This window comes from Wenyingzhuangia sp. IMCC45533, assembly GCF_054111225.1.
In genome coordinates this window covers 121,767-139,693 of record NZ_CM134197.1, presented here as the reverse complement: position 1 = coordinate 139,693, position 17,927 = coordinate 121,767, and the positions used below count along the sequence as shown (strand labels likewise).

18 protein-coding genes are annotated in these 17,927 nt (G+C 30.9%); 2 read left to right on the top strand and 16 right to left on the bottom strand.

Going from position 1 to position 17,927, the window contains the following annotated elements:
* Positions 1 to 60 precede the first annotated feature (60 nt).
* The 11 genes from ACXGQW_RS00610 to ACXGQW_RS00560 form a co-directional block, all read right to left on the bottom strand.
* Positions 61 to 618 carry a hypothetical protein gene (locus tag ACXGQW_RS00610; RefSeq protein WP_457823185.1) on the bottom strand — a complete coding sequence of 186 codons (558 nt, stop codon included), beginning with the start codon at positions 616 to 618 and terminating at the stop codon, positions 61 to 63.
* A 213-nt stretch (positions 619 to 831) separates the two neighbouring features.
* Positions 832 to 1,599: a hypothetical protein gene (locus tag ACXGQW_RS00605; protein WP_457823184.1), complete on the bottom strand. Its 768-nt coding sequence runs from the start codon at positions 1,597 to 1,599 to the stop codon at positions 832 to 834.
* 201 nt (positions 1,600 to 1,800) lie between these two features.
* Positions 1,801 to 2,220 (bottom strand): hypothetical protein, encoded by a 420-nt coding sequence (locus tag ACXGQW_RS00600; RefSeq protein ID WP_457823183.1) that lies wholly within the window; start codon positions 2,218 to 2,220, stop codon positions 1,801 to 1,803.
* A gap of 63 nt (positions 2,221 to 2,283) precedes the next feature.
* Complete coding sequence (locus tag ACXGQW_RS00595) at positions 2,284 to 3,132, bottom strand: IS3 family transposase (RefSeq protein ID WP_457824203.1); 849 nt, start codon at positions 3,130 to 3,132, stop codon at positions 2,284 to 2,286.
* Between the two features lie 14 nt (positions 3,133 to 3,146).
* Complete coding sequence (locus ACXGQW_RS00590; RefSeq protein WP_457823182.1) at positions 3,147 to 3,539, bottom strand: helix-turn-helix domain-containing protein; 393 nt, start codon at positions 3,537 to 3,539, stop codon at positions 3,147 to 3,149.
* Between the two features lie 271 nt (positions 3,540 to 3,810).
* The gene (locus tag ACXGQW_RS00585; RefSeq protein WP_457823181.1) at positions 3,811 to 4,122 is read right to left on the bottom strand and encodes a helix-turn-helix domain-containing protein; all 312 of its coding nucleotides are present in this window, start codon (positions 4,120 to 4,122) and stop codon (positions 3,811 to 3,813) included.
* Between the two features lie 11 nt (positions 4,123 to 4,133).
* Positions 4,134 to 4,475, bottom strand: coding sequence for a type II toxin-antitoxin system RelE/ParE family toxin (locus ACXGQW_RS00580; protein ID WP_457823180.1), 342 nt, complete (start codon positions 4,473 to 4,475; stop codon positions 4,134 to 4,136).
* 296 nt (positions 4,476 to 4,771) lie between these two features.
* On the bottom strand, positions 4,772 to 5,656 hold the full coding sequence (locus ACXGQW_RS00575; protein ID WP_457823179.1) for a hypothetical protein: 885 nt from the start codon (positions 5,654 to 5,656) through the stop codon (positions 4,772 to 4,774).
* Positions 5,657 to 6,325: 669 nt separating this feature from the next.
* Positions 6,326 to 7,072, bottom strand: coding sequence for a hypothetical protein (locus ACXGQW_RS00570; RefSeq protein WP_457823178.1), 747 nt, complete (start codon positions 7,070 to 7,072; stop codon positions 6,326 to 6,328).
* A 249-nt stretch (positions 7,073 to 7,321) separates the two neighbouring features.
* On the bottom strand, positions 7,322 to 8,983 hold the full coding sequence (locus ACXGQW_RS00565; protein WP_457823177.1) for a DUF262 domain-containing protein: 1,662 nt from the start codon (positions 8,981 to 8,983) through the stop codon (positions 7,322 to 7,324).
* A 128-nt stretch (positions 8,984 to 9,111) separates the two neighbouring features.
* Positions 9,112 to 10,281 (bottom strand): tyrosine-type recombinase/integrase, encoded by a 1,170-nt coding sequence (locus ACXGQW_RS00560; protein WP_457823176.1) that lies wholly within the window; start codon positions 10,279 to 10,281, stop codon positions 9,112 to 9,114.
* 116 nt (positions 10,282 to 10,397) lie between these two features.
* On the opposite strand from ACXGQW_RS00560, the gene ACXGQW_RS00555 reads away from it, so the two are divergent.
* On the top strand, positions 10,398 to 12,260 hold the full coding sequence (locus tag ACXGQW_RS00555) for a B12-binding domain-containing radical SAM protein (protein WP_457823175.1): 1,863 nt from the start codon (positions 10,398 to 10,400) through the stop codon (positions 12,258 to 12,260).
* Between the two features lie 348 nt (positions 12,261 to 12,608).
* On the opposite strand, the gene ACXGQW_RS00550 is transcribed toward ACXGQW_RS00555, so the two are convergent.
* The 4 genes from ACXGQW_RS00550 to ACXGQW_RS00535 form a co-directional block, all read right to left on the bottom strand.
* Complete coding sequence (locus ACXGQW_RS00550) at positions 12,609 to 13,121, bottom strand: DUF421 domain-containing protein (RefSeq protein ID WP_457823174.1); 513 nt, start codon at positions 13,119 to 13,121, stop codon at positions 12,609 to 12,611.
* A 177-nt stretch (positions 13,122 to 13,298) separates the two neighbouring features.
* A complete protein-coding gene (rsmD, locus tag ACXGQW_RS00545; RefSeq protein ID WP_457823173.1) occupies positions 13,299 to 13,835 on the bottom strand; it encodes a 16S rRNA (guanine(966)-N(2))-methyltransferase RsmD in 537 nt (178 codons plus the stop codon).
* Positions 13,832 to 14,647, bottom strand: a complete 816-nt coding sequence (locus ACXGQW_RS00540) for a DUF3822 family protein (protein ID WP_457823172.1) — start codon at positions 14,645 to 14,647, stop codon at positions 13,832 to 13,834. Before ACXGQW_RS00540 ends, rsmD begins: the two co-directional genes overlap by 4 nt.
* On the bottom strand, positions 14,640 to 15,371 hold the full coding sequence (locus tag ACXGQW_RS00535; RefSeq protein ID WP_457823171.1) for a hypothetical protein: 732 nt from the start codon (positions 15,369 to 15,371) through the stop codon (positions 14,640 to 14,642). The genes ACXGQW_RS00540 and ACXGQW_RS00535 overlap by 8 nt, the downstream gene beginning before the upstream one ends.
* 109 nt (positions 15,372 to 15,480) lie before the next feature.
* On the opposite strand from ACXGQW_RS00535, the gene ACXGQW_RS00530 reads away from it, so the two are divergent.
* Positions 15,481 to 16,911: an ATP-dependent DNA helicase gene (locus tag ACXGQW_RS00530; protein ID WP_457823170.1), complete on the top strand. Its 1,431-nt coding sequence runs from the start codon at positions 15,481 to 15,483 to the stop codon at positions 16,909 to 16,911.
* A 189-nt stretch (positions 16,912 to 17,100) separates the two neighbouring features.
* On the opposite strand, the gene ACXGQW_RS00525 is transcribed toward ACXGQW_RS00530, so the two are convergent.
* Positions 17,101 to 17,868, bottom strand: a complete 768-nt coding sequence (locus ACXGQW_RS00525; RefSeq protein ID WP_457823169.1) for a T9SS type A sorting domain-containing protein — start codon at positions 17,866 to 17,868, stop codon at positions 17,101 to 17,103.
* Positions 17,869 to 17,927: the final 59 nt, after the last annotated feature.

Sequence of the window (17,927 nt, the reverse complement as noted above, 5' to 3'; positions counted from 1 at the left end):
ATTAGAAATCAAGCCCACATTAACTTTAGCCGTTGTTAGCCATCCGGCTTTTTTTCTGATCTAAAATTCTAAATGATTTTCTCCTCCAATTTTATGGTTTATTTTTTGTCCCATTCCGCCAGTTACATATCCAGCAACAATTTCGTTCTTTTTTTCTCCGTTTTCTTGATACTTAACACTAATTGAACAATCACCTGTAATTCCAACCCAAATAGTTTTACTTTCGTTCGGTTCGAGTTCCGAAATATATTTAGTTTCGCAGCCGATAATATTTATTTCAGTCAGCTTATTTTCGGTTGTATTTGTAAATGTAATTCGCATGTTTCCAATTAACAACATAGTGAACCAAACATAAATAAATAGAATCGGAATGTTTAAAAGCATTAATCCGCTTGTCTTTAGTAGTTTTTTTCGATTTTCAGAGTCGTTATTTACTTTTCTCAGCGTTAAAATCAGCATGATTATATTAAAAATTCCTACAACAATTATAAATCCATAACCGACAAAAAGTAGTTGCCAATTAGATGTCAAAAAATATATTCCAAAAATTAGAGTTCCGATAATGAATGAAATAAGAGCTGTCTTTTTTCCTAATGCTATTTGTTTCTCGGTTGTCATTTCAGCTTGTGGCTAACGGCTCCGTATATAAAAAGTAGCGCTGAAAATAAGCTGTAACTTTTCGGATAAACACAAGCCGAATTTTTAAATTTTACTATTTATCTTTTTACTTGGAAATCGTCAAATTTAGAAATTTGGCGACTTTCCAAAAATGCGCAAACCATTGTGTTAGCAACGAACTACGCTATTTTTTATATACATTGTTGCCAGTAGTTATTTATTCAAACAGTTTTGAAGTTTAATAATTTCCGCTGGATTTTTATGATTTAAAAGAAACAGAAAATAAAATTTTATCGAGAATTCAATTGAAATTCCCCAATCCTTATTTTCTAGAATTTTCTCTTTCCTTTTAGTTTCTCCGTCTTTAATAAACGTTTCGGTTTCTGCTGAAACTCCTCCGTGAACGTAAGAGGATAACTTGTTGTATTTTTCTAAAAAGTCAAATAACATATTATGCATTGCCTTTTCTTCTTGTGTAACTTTTTCGTGCTCAAAAAGATATTTTATTATTTTTCTGATTCCGAACTGCGAAGCCCTTTGATGAATAGAGTCAATTTCTCGTTGCTCCATACTTTCAAATATTCCATATTTTTCTAAATAACCTTGAATATTTTCGTGCTTTGGATTGCCTTTTATTTTATCTAATTTATAATAATAGTTCTCACGTTTTATAATTTCCGATTTTAGGTATTCATCAAAATATTCGTTTCCAATTCTATCATTTTTATCGGTCGTAGTTTTAAAATACATATAATATCCGACCAAATAATGCTCAAGCAGAATTCTTAATAATACTTGTGAAGAGTAAAAATTTCCATCGCTATTGTCCAATGATTTCTTAATCAACTCGATTTGTCTAACCTTCGAATAAATAGTTAGCATTGATTTCGGATAAGAGTGTTTTTCAATCCGCTCTTCTATATCGCTTAGATAATCGTCGTAAATTTCGCTAATTATTCTATGTCTGTTCTCGATGTTCATAATTACTGGCAACGGTCTCGCATATGAAAATCAGCGTTTAAAACGCAGCGACCTATCAGCTAGTAAATAAACAAAATAAATTAACACTAACCAACGAGAAAACCTAAAACAAAGCTGTTTTTTATATGCAGTGTTGGCAAATCGTTTTTCATACACGGCATATTCATTCAGCCGTTTTTAATGAGTGAAATTTAACAACTATCACCATGCATAAAACACTAATAAAACTACAGATATTAAAAAAGAAACTAAACAACCTAAAAAAGAAAATAAAATCGTGTAGTAATAAAATTTTCCAGTTCTTATTGTTTTTGATTCCAAATCCGAGAGGTGCTGTTTTACTCCCAGTTTTTCAAGTTTCTTGCCAAGAATGTAATAATCAATTGTTATCATGGAAATACAAATTACTCCGAAAAAAATGGATAGTAATAGAATACAAAGAAGATAACGATATACGCAAATGTTGTGATTCTTTGGATCGGATAAAGTTGCAAGAAGTACAACTAATGAAGATCCTAAAAGAATGATATTATTTACAGTTTGAGTAAGAAGCTTGTTAGTCGCTTCGTTTTGGATTTCTATTCCTTTTTCAAGAAGTGTTTTCTGGCTTTCTTTATTCATAAATTAATAAATTTTTCATAGCTGTGTGTATTGTCCTGAAATAGGTTGACCTTTTTTGGTTATTTAAAAGGTTAATAATTCCAGTTTGTTTTTGTTTCTTCGGTACGATTTGTAGTTTATATTTTGATTTAAGTGGACGTGTTTTGGTGTGTATAAATCAAGACTACAATGTGGACGAAGATTATTATAAATATTGACTGCCTTTTTGGTAATCATTTTTGCTAATTTAAGATTTTTTATGACATTTTTTAGTCCATATTCATATTTTAAGGTTCTGTTAATTCTTTCTGCAACTGCATTTTCGTAAGGGTCGTATTGTTCGGTCATACTCATTATTATTCCATTGTCTTCTGCAAATTTTGTATAGTTAGGATTACAATATTGGAAACCTCTATCTGAGTGATGAATCAATTTTTGATTAGGATACTTTCTGTTTTTGATAGCCATTTTAAGGGCATCTAAGCAGAGCTGAGTTTTCATGTTGTTATCGATCTTATAGCCCATAATTTTCTTAGAATACGCATCTGTAACGAGTGCTAGGTATGCATGTCCTTTATCTGTTTTAATATATGTGATATCCGTTACCCAAACTTGTTCGGCTCTAGTGGGTACTTTTTCTTTAATTAAGTTCTTGTATTTGTAAAATAAGTGTTTAGAATTGGTGGTTACATGATAGTTTTTGTTTCTTTTAATCAGTAGTTTATGATTTTTTAGAAATGTAAAAAACTTATCTCTTCCCATTTTAATTCCAAGGTTTTTGAACTTGTTTTTGAGTTCATGATATAGTTTTTTAGCTCCTAAGAACTGTCCAATTTTGTTACGACATTCCTTTACAAGCTTGATGATAATTTGTTCGTTATGTAGTTGTTTTTGATGATTTTTCAAGCGTTTATAGAAAGCTTGTTTACTAATCCCAAAACATTGAGTTAACCATTTTCTTTTAAACGGTTTTGTTTCTTTTTCTGAATCTCGTCTGCTAATGTTTTGGGCAATGACTTTTTTGACGACTCGGCTCCAGTGATGATTTCCATATCGGCTATGATGTCTTGTTGAAAATCTTTCACGAATTCAAGTTCTTCAATTTTCTTTTTCAATTTTTTGATTTCGTCCTGTTTACTCATCGCTTTTTTCTTTTGCTCTAAGGTAGAATATTTTTTAATCCAATAATCGATAGAAGATCTAGGAACGTTATATTTTTTAGCAGCAAAGTTGGTAGAAATTTGACCGTTTTGAATTTGATCAATGATGAATAATTTGAGTTCAAAACCTACTTTGGTGTACGTTTTTTTTCGGCAGTGTTGTTTTTGATTACTTTCCATAAGTGACTAATATTAGATGAATTTTTAGTCAACCTATTTCAGGATTTTACAGTGATTTCAATGTTTGCCAACGGCTCTGGCTAAGGTTAGTGTGGGGGAGATAAATCAGGGATTTATCGAGTACGCACTAAGCTGAAGCCTTTTTGTTTAGTTTTTAATTTATTGTCAAAAGGCTAAATCGAAAAGGATTTAGCGACTTAGTAAATATACACAAAACATTGGAGTAGGACAGAAACCCACATTAACTTTAGCCGTTGTTGGGCAATCGGCTTTATGCAATATTTAAATCTTCATTTAACAATTCAACATTAAAACTAATTTTCGCATTAAGAGCTTTAAAAACTTTTAATATCGTATCAAATCTAGCATTGGTCAAATTATTTTCAATTTTAGAAATTTGGGCTTTTTGCACACCTACTAATTCTCCAAGCTGAGCTTGAGTTAAATTTCTTTCTTTTCGGGCTTTTTTGATAGTTTCAGAAAGTAGTTCTAGTTTTAATTCATTCTCAAACTTGTCTCTATTTTCAGTTCCTATTTTCCCAACGTATTTTTCGGTTACACTTTCAAGTGAATATGTTTTCATAATAACTACTTTTAATTTTTTTTAGATTGAAAATACTCGTTTTTAATTTTCTCTGCTTTGTTTAATTCTTTTTTCGGCGTTTTTTGAGTTTTCTTAACAAAGCCATTTGTTCCAATAACTAAGGTATCTGTTTTTGAGGATTTATCCCAGAAAGCTAAAATTCTGTATTGCTTTTTGTTGTAGAGTGTTCTAAACTCCCATATTTCATCATTCAACTTTTTGAAAAACTTAGTATCAAGTATTATTTGAGATTTTCTCATATTTTGTAAAATCTTCTCGACAGCTTTCTTTTCAATTGAGTCAAAGAATTCAATTACATTTTCTAGAATTTTAATTTCAAAGTTTTTCTTCATTTAGATTTTTAGTTATATATCTAAAAGCAAAGATAATGTTTCTTTTTTAGGAAACTTTTGTTTTGTGAGTTTTTTTGCTGTTGCCCAACGGCTCTGGCTAAGGGTAGTGTGGGAGAGATAAATCAGGGATTTATCGAGAACGCACTAAGCTGAAGCCTTTTTGTTTAGTTTTTAATTTGTTTGTCAAAAGCTAAATCGAAAAGGATTTAGCGACTTAGTAAATATACACAAAACATCGAATAAATCCTCAAGCCCGCATTAACTTTAGCCGTTGTTAGCTTTAGTTTTATTCAGATTTAATTCCAAAATTGGTCTTCTTTAAATATGGAATCAGGTAGTTTTTCTAAGTTGATTTTTGAGTTAAGTTTTATCAATACTTTGTTAAACCCTGTTGAATCATTTGTGTAATAACTTTTCAAATATTCAAGATATAAATAGTTTTGTCGTCTATATTCTTCTAATAATGTTTTAATGTACAAATCTTCACTGATATTTGATGCAATCTGTAATTTCTTGTTTGAGTGTTCGAAGGTTCTAGTATGACTTTCAGGAACTTTATCCAAGTAGTTAAATGCTTCTCTATAGTTTCCAGATTTTAATTCAGAGTTAGAGTAATTGTAGTAAGTATTAGCTTTGTATCTATTACCATTTCTATTACTTGCAATATATTTTGAATTTAGATTCATTAAATTTTTCAGTTTTTCACTAACCCAAATATTATCCTTTAAGGATAGTATATCCGTTATCCATATTTTACTTTTAATTTTTTCAATTCTAAATTTGCAAAAGTCAATATTGTTATCATATGTTGATACTAATGATAATATCGCTGTATTACCTTCGATTTCTGTATCAGCTAAATATATTTTACCATTTAATTTTTCAATTACTTCAATATATTCAAGACTATAATTGATTACTTTTTCATTAAAAAAACTTTCAAAATAAGCATTCAGTACTGTACGTTCAGTATTTGATAATTTTGAGATTCGTTTTTTGAAATTATCTTTGTTCCAAGAAGTTCTCACAAATTGATAATTATAGAGATTTATTTCATTTATAAGTTGATTAGAAAACTCAGAAAATTCAGATTCAGGTAAATTCGATGTTTTCTTTTTTTCGGTTTTACAACTAATTAATAATCCTACAAGTATAAATAGTTTTATAAATTTAGATTTCATTTTTTCGCTATTAAAGCTAACGGCTCTGGCTAAGGTTAGTGTGGGGGAGATAAATCATTGATTTATCGGATACGCACTAAGCTGAAGCCTTTTTGTTTAGTTTTTAATTTGTTGTCAAAAGCTAAATCGAAAAGGATTTAGCGACTTAGTAAATATACATAAAACATCGGATTAGAAATCAAGCCCGCATTAACTTTAGCCGTTGTTGTGTTTTCGTGATTTTCATTGTTACGATTAAGTCAGTGTTACTACTAAATCTCTTCATGGTTGCGATTAATTCAACGTTGCTACTGACTCTTTTCGTGGTTGTAATTAATTCAACGTTGCTACTGAATCTTTTCGCGGTTGTGATTAATTCAACGTTACTTCTTAATCTTTTCGTAGTTGTGATTAATTCGGCTTTGCTACTTAATCTTTTCGTAGTTGTGATTAATTCAACATTGCTACTGAATATTTTTCTGGTTGCGATTAAGTCGATGTTACTACTTATTTCAAGAATATTTGATTTGCAAATTACATTTTCGGCGGAAAATCACCATGAAACACAACTGTTTATGTGTATGAGAAGTAGCGGACCAAAAAGCACTTCACTTTCAGTTTGGTACTAACTTTACAAAAAGTACTGACCTTCGATTTAAGCACTGAAACCGCTATTTCTTATACACGATGTTAGCCGTTCGTTATTTTTTCGTTCGTTTGTCTGTTCATATTTTTTTTCAAAAGTTGTCTAATTGATGTCAAGTGTCCAAACAGTACAATTGGCACAATAAATGTCGGCAGCCAACTAAATGGAAAATATAAAATCGCAATGTTTGGTTGGTCAAATGCAAATTTTTGAATTGGTGATGGTACTGAAAGTAAAGCATTCAATACAATATTTATCAAAAGTCCTAAACAGACAAAGTTCCAAATCAAAATCATTGTTCGACTTAATTTCTGTTTTGTCAAACCAAAATAGGCTATTAAAGGTGCTGTAATTCCAGCAAGTATGTCAAAGTTTCGTCCCTCAAAAGTCATCAATTCAGGAATGGTTTTGTTTAAGAATAGCCAAAACAAAACGATCTCAACAGGTATTCTCACGATGTTCAGATAGGTTAAGTTTTTAAGCGGTAAACTGTCAATAAATTGTCTGCCCTTCGATGTTATAAAAAACAGAATAATTGTCAAAATTGTCGGCAAAATTCCCAATAGCATTATTTTTGGTGGAAAAGAATTTGTATCTGAATTGTAAATATTTTTAAATGTCAGAACTGCCTGAATTGTCAACCAAATTGTCGAACCAATAAAAATTGGCATTGCTTTTTTTCGTGTCAGTTCAGAATTTGAATTTCTAACTGACCAAATAAAAAACAATAAAGTTGTGACTGTTGTCAGTCCAAAAGTCAACGAAATATATGTCGGTAAATTCTCAATCATTTTTCTGTCTATTCGATATTTAAAGTGTCGGTTTTACAATGACGGCTAACGGTCTTGTGTATGAAACGTAGCGTATAAATAGACACTACCTTTTCAGATTTAGCAAGAGCCAAATTTTTAATTTTAATGTTTAAATTTTCTTTTCTAAATATACATAATTAAAAATTTGGCGAACTTTGTAAATAAGAAAAACCGTTCGGAAAGCCTACATTAGCTATGTTTTATACACGTTGTTGTGTGTAGTACTTTTTAGAGTACTAATGTTTTTTCGTAAATTCTATTTATTAAATTTTCCTTTCTTCTCTCTAAGGATTCTACATTCCATTTGTCCTCTTTCATAATATCTTGAGTAATAACAAATGAAGAAATTACATTATCAATATTAGCATAAGCATTTTTCTTTTCGTCAAAATTATAGTTTTGTGCTTGAACATTTTTTCTTAACGACAAAAGTGTAAGATTAGCCAATGAATTTGTCCAGTTTTCAGTTTCTTGTTCGGTAAATATTTCTGACCAATCTTCGTTTAAAGTTTGAGGTAGAATATGCTCTAAATGCAAGTTTGCACTCAAAGGAATAAAATTCTCTTTGTTGTCGTCAGTTGAAAAATACTCAACCAAAAGCAAAACTGCTCTATCCCATCGTCTTCCATAAACATATGAACTTTGTAATTCTTCTTTGAATGATTTTGTAGTTCCGTAATATTCTAAATTAGATTTTAGTTCTTCTTTTATTTTCTCAATAGGTGAGTTGTTCTTAATTAATTTTAGAACATTAAAAGATGATTGTTTAATTCTTGCTACTGTTTTACCAGCTATCCAATTTTGATAATAATAAGCGACTAATAATTTTGTTAATCCTTGAATATCTTGATAGTTCTCAAAAATTGCTGTTGAAATAATTGCGTTCCAATAAATTTTATGTCTCAAATATTTTAAACAAAAAATGTATTTATTCTGCAAACTATGAAGTTTAATATAAGCATCTGAAAAATCGCTAATTTCTTTTATAGTATCGAGTGAGTTTTTTTCTTCTTTTTTGAAAATATCAAGAAGTTCTTTATCTAATCTGCTTTTTGGGTTTGAAGCTAACTTGTAATATAAATATGTATTTAGCATACTGTCTATATCTAATTCAGCAAACTTTAAATTGGAAATTATATTTTCCCATTTAGATTTAAACGCTGTCATATCCTCTTTACTTGACAACTTAACCATTAAGGAAGATTTTAAAATATCTATTGAACTTAATGGCATTCCTCTGTCGTTAAGAACATTGAAAATTTGTATGGCACTATCTTGCGAAGGGCAAGTAATAACTGCAAGAACAACATTTTCGTAAAACCAAATTATGAAATCCTCAACATTTATTTCTTCTGCTTTTACTTTCTCGGTAAAGAATAAATTTATGTAATGAGCATTCGCCAAATATTTTTTCTTTTTTAGTTCTCTTTCTATGTTTTTAAAATCTATAAACTCAATTTTTTTAAGAACATCGGATTCAAAGTCAACTTGATATTTCTCGTTTGTTAAGAAACGTAATTTTCGTTTACTCTCTTCGTATTCGTCTTGTATAGAGTTCGATATATATTTAAGGGCTTTTTTTCCTAAAACTTCTTCGTATAAATCTCTGAATACACAAGCCATTATTGTAAAAGTGGTTATTCTCTGCTGTCCGTCAATAACATCGAATCGATTGTCATTATTGTTTTCCACTAATACGATTGAGCCACAAAAATAATTTTCATTGTCGTTTCTTGAAAATGCACTTACTAAATCGTCTATTAAGTCAGATATATTTTCTTTATCCCACGAATATGGTCTTTGATAATCTGGTATTTGGTAAAATTTTTCATCATCTGCTAAAATCTTTTTCAAATTGCTTATTTCAGCTCCAATTTTGAGGTTCTCCATTAATTTATGTCTTTTTTGAGTTGGTTGCGGTATTACACACAACTTGTTATATCAATCCAAAAGGTATAAAAAACATGGTCGTGTTTCAGGTTATCGTTACCTTTTAGGATTATTTTTCAGTAGTAAATCTAATTAATTTTATCTCTTAATTCAATTTGTTTCACAATTAAATCTAGAGGATTCGTTATCTTTTGTAAGTCTTCACTTTGTACATGCGTGTATAGCATCGTAGTTTCAGGACGAGAATGTCCTAAGAGAGATTGTATGTAGCGAATATCTGTTCCGTTTTCTAATAAATGCGTTGCATAGCTATGTCTGAACGTGTGAGGAGTTACTCTTTTTTGAATACCAGCGTAGTAACAACTCCTTTTTAAAAATTTTCTGACAGACATTGGGCTATATATTTGTCCTTTTTCCAAACCTTCAATCAAATAATAAGTAGGAGTATAGGTCGCTATATAATTTTTGATTAAAGGCAACATTACCTGAGCTATGGGAACATATCTATCCTTTCTTCCTTTACTATTTTCTACCTTTAATAGCATTCTACTCGTGTCTAAGTCTTGGATTTTTAAATTTAACAACTCGCTTATTCTTAAACCGGAGGAGTAGATAAGAGCAATGCATACACGATGTTTTAAGTTACGAGTTACTCTTATCAACGAAATCACTTCATCTTTAGATAAAATATTAGGCAATTTTTTATCCTTTTTAGGAGCCACCGCAGTAAAATCCAAAGTCAAATCAGAACCTACAAAAATCAAAAAATGCTTCATAGCACTGATAAATTGTCTATGCGTACTTACAGACACCTTTTTGGTAACTAATATATTCTCAGTATGTTTTTCTATGCATCGCAAATCCAGAACATCTTCTTTGTCCTTGTAAATAATAAATTCAGCAATCAAATTAGTGTACGTTTTTAGCGTACTTTCACTATATCTTTTACCCCTCAAGTACTTATAAAAGTTATTCAAAATTTCTTTCTGCTCGCTATCTAACAAATGCTTTAAATTAACCTTATCGCCATTTGGAACCACTAAATTACGTTCTGCTAAAGTCTTTCTGTTTTTTAGTTGCGAATAATCTATAGGAATGATCTTGCTCAAATGGTCATACAGTTTTCTTAGCAAACCATCTTGTAAGTCTATATACCAGCTTTTTTTATTAAAACTCCATTTGGCCCCTACGTCAATCTTTTTGATTGCGTTAATAATCTTATCATCGTAATCAAATTGAATCAAAACAACTTCTTTATTTCTATGTACAGTTGGACTCAAAATCAATTTGTTAGCCATCTTTTTTACGTTTATAATTCTGATAATGATAAAAATAACAATAAAATATCATTGTATAAAATAGAAAGTTTATCAATCGTTTTATAAGTATATTTGTTTATCATCATCGCTTAAACATGTCTATAAACACGCTCTTAATTACACCTCCTTTTACTCAATTAAACACTGCTTATCCTGCTACAGCTTACATTAAAGGTTTTTTAGACTCAAAAGGTGTAAACGCTACACAGTTTGATTTGAGTATTGAGTTATTCACATCAGTGTTTACTTCAGAATTTATAGCAGCTATCTTTAAGCAAGCAGAAATGTTTAGAAATTTTGATTTCCCATTGGTATGGAAACAAAAGCAGAGTTATATAGATAAGGTAGATACGGTGATGAACTATTTACGTGTTCAAGAGGTAACCGCTGCTTACCAAATAGTTCATAAGGATTTTTTACCTCACGCCCACAGGAGAACCAAATTGGCTTCGGATTTATCAACAGCGTTTGGTAAACTGGGAATTTTGGACAAGGCAAAACATATAGCCACCTTGTTTGTAGAAGAGTTGGGCGATTTTATCAATGCCAATGTTGATGAGTTTTTCTCCTTTACACGTTATGCCGAACAAATTGCAAGAGCAGCCTCTAGTTTTGATACTATTGATGAGTTTTTGCAGTACGAAACTACTTTGATAGAGGACGAGATGCTCTATTTGTTAAATCAGGAATTACAAAAAAAACAATATAACTTAGTTTGTTTTACAGTCCCTTTTCCTGGAAACTTATTTTCTGCTTTGCGATGCGCACAGTTTATAAAGCGCGAATATCCAACCGTACAAATTACCATGGGTGGCGGTTACTGCAACACCGAACTAAGACGATTATCTGATCCTAGAATTTTTGACTTTGTAGATTTTATTACATTGGATGATGGAGAAGGACCATTACTTAAAATTACAGAATACATCAAAGGTACTATTGATGAAAATGAGTTGGAGAGGACCTATGTTGCCATTAATAATAAGGTGCATTATTTAAACAAACAGCCTAACACTATTTTTCATCATAAAAACCTTCCTGCACCTAGTTATTTGGGGTTACCTAAAGATAAATACTTGTCCTTTTTAGATGTGATGAATCCTATGCACAGAATGTGGTCCGATGGTAGGTGGAACAAACTCACTATTTCTCACGGATGCTATTGGAAACAATGTTCTTTTTGTGATGTAACGCTAGATTATATTGGTAATTATCAAAACACTACTGCGGATGATCTGGTAAATAAAATAGAAAAAATAATAGCGGAGACCGGAACTACAGGCTTTCATTTTGTTGATGAAGCAGCACCTCCCAAAATGTTAAGAGCTTTAGCCAATAAATTGATAGAGCGAAAAGTATTTATTACGTGGTGGACTAATATTAGGTTCGAAAAAACATTTACTCCAGAACTGTGTCAACTACTTTCTAAATCGGGTTGTATAGCAGTAACGGGGGGACTTGAGGTGGCTTCTGACAGGCTATTAGCCAAAATGAAAAAAGGAGTTGATATTGGACAAGTTGCTAGAGTTACCAAAGCTTTTTCTGATGAAAATATAATGGTACATGCCTACTTAATGTTCGGATTCCCAACTGAAACAGAACAGGAAACCATTGATTCTCTTGAAATTGTTCGTCAGTTATTTTATAACAATTGTATACAATCAGCTTTTTGGCATCAATTTGCTTGTACGAGTCACAGCCCTGTGGGCAAAAATCCTGATGAATTTGATATTGTAATTACAGGACCTGAATTTAAAGGTTTTGCAGAAAACGATTTGTATCACGAAGATCCTACCGGAGCAGAGCATCATTTATTTAGTGAGGGACTAAACGTTGCTTTAAAAAACTATTTAAACAATAAAGGGTTTGACATTCCCTTAAATAGCTATTTTAATTTTAAGGTTCCCAAAACAATTCATCCAAAAAACTTAATTCACCAATTTCTAACGGTTAATTAAATAAAGTATCGTGATGTGATTTCTATTTAATTAACGTGTAGTTTTTTAAATTATCGTCTCAAGTAATTTTTAATCAATCAATGTATTGAGAAAGTCAATTTTAAAAAGAAAAATAGCTCACGCTATAAAAACAAATATTCGTCTAATTGTGATGATCTAAATACATCTTTCTTAAATTGAACTGACGTTTGATAAAATCCTATGAACTTAAAATGTTTTGACTTAGTCTTTTTATAAGTAATAGAAACACCAATTAGCTGATGATATAAAATTAGTTTTGTGTTTATATAAAGACAGTACTAGCATTAAGTGTTTGTAGAAGACACCAACTACAAAAGACTATTAAAACTATTTTACTGAATCGGAAACATCTTCTAAAATAACAGCATCAATACTGTTTTTATCGGCACTGTGTAACACAGAAATATCTCCAGTATTCTCAAATATTACGGCTTGAACTTCTGAAATTTTATGAACGTTTGCTTCTCTTAATTTTGCCATCAAATCGCTCTTACTAACATTACATTTTTTTAAGGTATCATAAAAAATTTCTCCATCCTTCATAAGCATTTGAGGCTTGTTAGTAAATACTTTTTTAAACGTACTGCTTTTTCGTACCAAGAAGGAGAATAATGTTTGAAAGCCTATTACACAGATCAAGGCTAAGATACCTTTAGATATATTTTGGTCTTTGTTTAAAACTATAGAGGCTAGTATCGTCCCCACGGCAATGGTAGAGGCAAAATCAAAACTAGACATTTTTGCAAAAGTTCTGAGTCCAAAAATTTTGGTCACCATCATCATTGCAGTAAAAATTCCTATAACGGATAGAATCACCGAAGTTGCTACGTAAATATTCATGGTATTAATTTTTTTAAGTTATTAAAGGGGTTAAGTAGAGGGCTATTCGTAGCTATTAGCTCACTTTAGCAATAGATTATTCAAATATCGACTAATAAAGTGGATTGTAGTCAATAATACAACTACATACTTATCGTATTTATAAAAAAGCAAATATTTGCTCAAAGTATAAAACGCTTACACTTCAAAAAAACTAAAAAAACAACCTCCGTATCGTTTGCTTTGAGTAAAATATTTATTACTACTTAAGTCCGTTTGTTCTGAATGTTCTATAATTAAGGTTCCTTTTTCGCTTAGTAAGTTGTTTTCAAAAATCAAATGTGCAATGCTGTTAAATTGTTCATCAGAAAAATCATAAGGAGGATCTGCAAAAACTACATCGTACACCCCTTGGTGCTTTTCTAAAAAAGAAAAAACATCTGCTTTAATAGTGTCTATCTCAAATTCTAATTCCTTAGCGGTTTTATTGATAAAATGAATACAACAACTGTGCTGATCCACAGCTAAAATATCTTTAGTTCCTCTAGAGGCAAACTCAAAACTAATATTTCCAGTTCCAGAAAATAAATCTAACACGTTGATTTCGTTAAAATGATACCAATTGTTAATGATATTAAACAAGCTCTCTTTGGCCATATCAGTAGTGGGCCTAACAGGCAAGTTTTTAGGAGCTGTTAGTCTTCTAGATTTATATTTTCCTGAGATAATTCTCATAAATGTAATTGTAATAAGTTAAAATGTTGTTGTGGTAAAAAAGAAATATTAGCACTAAGTCGTGAGTTTAATTTTGAATAAACGGACACATTTCTCACATAATTATATATCAGTTGATACGTTTCATCTTCTTCTTTAATATCTCCAAACATCCATAAATTAAATTCGTTTGGATTCATTTTTAATTGCTCTGCTACAAATAAAATATAGTAAGCAAAATCTTCTTTGGTTTGATAACTAAAACTATTACTCAATATCAATTGATGTTGTTCTAATACTAATACCTGAAAGTTTTGGTGGTATACATTAACAAACATTGTTTTTTCTGTAACATCATAAGATTTTAAAATATTTTCTAAAAACACGGTAGAGGAGTGGAGATAAGTAAAGGCTCCAAAAGAATCAAAAATAAAATTGTTAATGTTTACAAACGGAATATAAACGTTATTAGCCTCTATGGTTTTTACTTCATCAAAACTAACAAAATCGTTTTCAAAAGTCTTAACCGTGTATTCTAAATAATTGTGGAGTAATCCTTCATCAAAATGTGTGAGAGGTACAAAGGTGTTGAGACTGTTGTGATGTATCAAAAGAACTTCATCATAATTCTGATGTAAAAGCTCATGAGTTTCAAAAATGTGCTTTACCTCATTTAGCAATACACTAGGAGTAGAGTAACTAGCAGGAAAAGAAACGTGTACAAAATTCTCGTACAATTTCAATTCATCATCATAAGTACAAAAAGAAAATCCATCCGAACTTAATTGGATGGATAATCTTTTATGATTTAATTCTTTCGTATCCTTATTCATTGCTAACCATGGCATCATATAACGGAGGCCAATTTCCACTTACACTTACTTCATTTAAAGACCCAATACTAATGTAACCTCCAGGAATATCATCTCCTCCTAAAGCTTCTTTTTCTTGCTTGATTAAAGAAGTACTCAATCCTTCTAAAATTTCAGCTTTGTCAATTTTAACTTCAAAAACGGAAGCTAAAATTTTGTTAGCTCGTAAGATTGCAGAAGTTTCTATTTTAAATTGTTCATTACTTCTAGGAATGTTTAACATGTTTTTATAATCACGCCCAGCAAATATTTTTTCTCTCACAGGAGTATATCCAATCGTGTCTGTTACTTTTTTCTCAACTTCTACATATAGTGGAGACCAAGTTGTTCCTCTATTTTCTTTAACAATAACCGTACGTGTATCAGTAATAGGAAAAGAGGCCGTATCAATAAACTTTATCAAACCTTCACCATTACTGGTAAATTTACCCAGAATTGTGTTGTGCGCATCTTGTGCATCTGCAATTAATTTTAATTGTTTAATTACTTCTGCGTAACGTACCTTTTTCTCTTCGTGAAATTTAATCGGTTCCATAATACCGCTATAAATTAAAAAAGATAAGTAACCTGCTACACCTAATAACAAAATAGAGATAATTGGTGTTAATTTAGTAGGTAAGAATTTGACAATAAGTATAGCCAATAAAACCGTCACAACTACACCTAAAATAATAAATAATATCATCGTTTATTGAATTAATTTTAATAATGAACGAAGACAAATCTACAATTTTTTTTTATTCATAAAAACTTTTAAGAGTTTTTCAATCTTTATATTTGCGTAAACTTTTTTTATGATAAAAACTGCATCGGAATTTTATAAACGATTGTATCAAAGATTCCCTTTTGAGCCTACAAAAGTGCAACAAGAATTGCTCAATCAATTGGCAGAATTTAGCTTTGATAAGGATGAGGATGCTATTTTTATACTTAAAGGTTATGCAGGAACAGGTAAAACCACTAGCATCAGTACTTTTGTAAATCATTTATGGGAAGTGGGTAAAAAAGCGGTTTTATTGGCTCCTACGGGTAGGGCTGCTAAGGTAATTTCCAATTACTCTAAAAAAAAGGCTTTAACCATTCATAAAAAAATATATCATCCTAAAAAGCAATCTAACGGAAACGTAGCTTTTGTAAAACAACCTAATAAACATACCAATACGTATTTTATTGTTGATGAATCTTCTATGATTTCGGATAGTTCTGGAGAGGTCAATTTATTTGATAACAATTCTTTGTTAGATGATTTGATGGACTACGTGTATAATGGTTTCAATTGCAAATTGATTTTTATAGGAGATACTGCTCAGCTACCACCTGTAAAATCTGAATTAAGTCCTGCTTTGTCTGAAGATACTTTGGCCATCAATTACAATAAAAATCCTTATTTACTTGAATTAGATAAGGTGATGAGACAAAATGAAGGGTCTGGAATTTTAAGTAATGCAACCAGCATAAGGGCACAAATGGAGCATGATGGGTTTTATCATTTTCAGTTTGATTTGGACTTTCCAGATATTGTAAGACTACAAGATGGTTATGATATTGAAGAAGCCATTGTACATGCTTATGATAGCGCAGGAGTAGAAGATACGGCTTTTATTGTAAGGTCTAACAAAAGAGCTAATCAGTATAATCAGCAGATTAGAACTAAAATTAGAGGTCAAGAGAGCGAAATTTCTGCAGGAGATTATGTAATGATTGTAAAGAATAATTATTTCTGGCTCAAAGATACTACTGAGGCTGATTTTATTGCTAATGGTGATATTGCTGAAGTGCAAGAAATTTTTAATATCAAAGAATTGTATGGTTTTCGTTTTGCAGAAGTAAAGCTAAGATTGATTGATTATACAGATTTAAAACCTATAGAAACAGTCCTTTTATTAGACACTGTAACTTCAGAAAGTGCTTCCCTAACTTACGAGCAGTCTAATAAATTGTATAGAGAAGTTTTGCAGGATTATGCAGACGAAAAATCTAAGTACAAACAAATGTTGGCTGTAAAAAACAACCACTATTTTAATGCCTTACAAATAAAGTTTGCTTACGCAATGACTTGTCATAAATCTCAAGGGGGACAATGGAGTACTGTGTTTGTAGAACAACCTTACTTACCCGACGGATTAAATAAAGATGCCATGCGATGGTTGTACACAGCTGTAACTCGTGCCAAAGACAAATTGTACTTAATTGGTTTTGGGAAAGAATATTTTGAGGCAGATTAATTTATGTGATGATAGTTTTACCAGAATTCCAATTTACAGAATCGACGTTTTTTACCTTGCTTCCGATGCTGAAACGAGTCCAGCATAACGAGTTGGGATTTTAATTTTTCATTATTCTAATATATTGAATAATGAAAGCATAGTTTTATTGAAAACTATGCTTTTTGTGTGTTAAAATTTGGTTGAATTCTATTCTATCATCACTTTAATTTTAGCATAATCGTTGTTGCTAGTAATTACTTCTAAAATATATACACCTCCTGCTAATGACGATACATTTAACGTACTATGATCAGACAAATCTTTGTAAGAGGCTACCGTCATTCCTAGCAAATTATAAATTGTTGCTTTGTATGAAGGATTTTCTACATTTATATTGATGATGTTACTTAAAGGATTGGTAGACACCTTCACTTTAAGATTATTAGAAACAAGTGTTGAGGATAATGTGGTGTTAGAATTTTCTGCTCCAAAAGTTGGTGTAGCAGCAGTATAATCGCTAGCGGTATCCCCAGTCCCATCAAACTGAATACTCTGATTTGTGCCCACAGCTGGCACAAAATTATTTGAAGTCCAAGTTCCAGCGCTAACTCCTACAGAAGATCTTGTATGACCAGTGCTTCCCCATTCAACATAATCTACAATAGCATCGGAGGAAGAAAATGCACTAGATGCATATAACCCTAATTCTCCATCACTACCTAAAGAAAAGCCCGTTAACACCAATAATCCCCCAGCGGGAATGGTATTATTACCTGATACTATTGTTAAATTGCTTACTTGTGTATACATAGGGAAATTGCAGAGCCAATAAGAAGAAACATCTACACTTGAAGATCCTGAATTTTTTAGTTCTACTGTGTCTGTACCATCGTACTGTATTTCATTAATTACAATTTGTGCATTTGCCAATGTTGAAAGCAATATTGCTCCAACAAAAAGTAGTTTTTTAATCATGGTTATCTATGTTTTAGTTCGTTAAACATTTAAGTCGATAAAAAAAACAAACATTACAT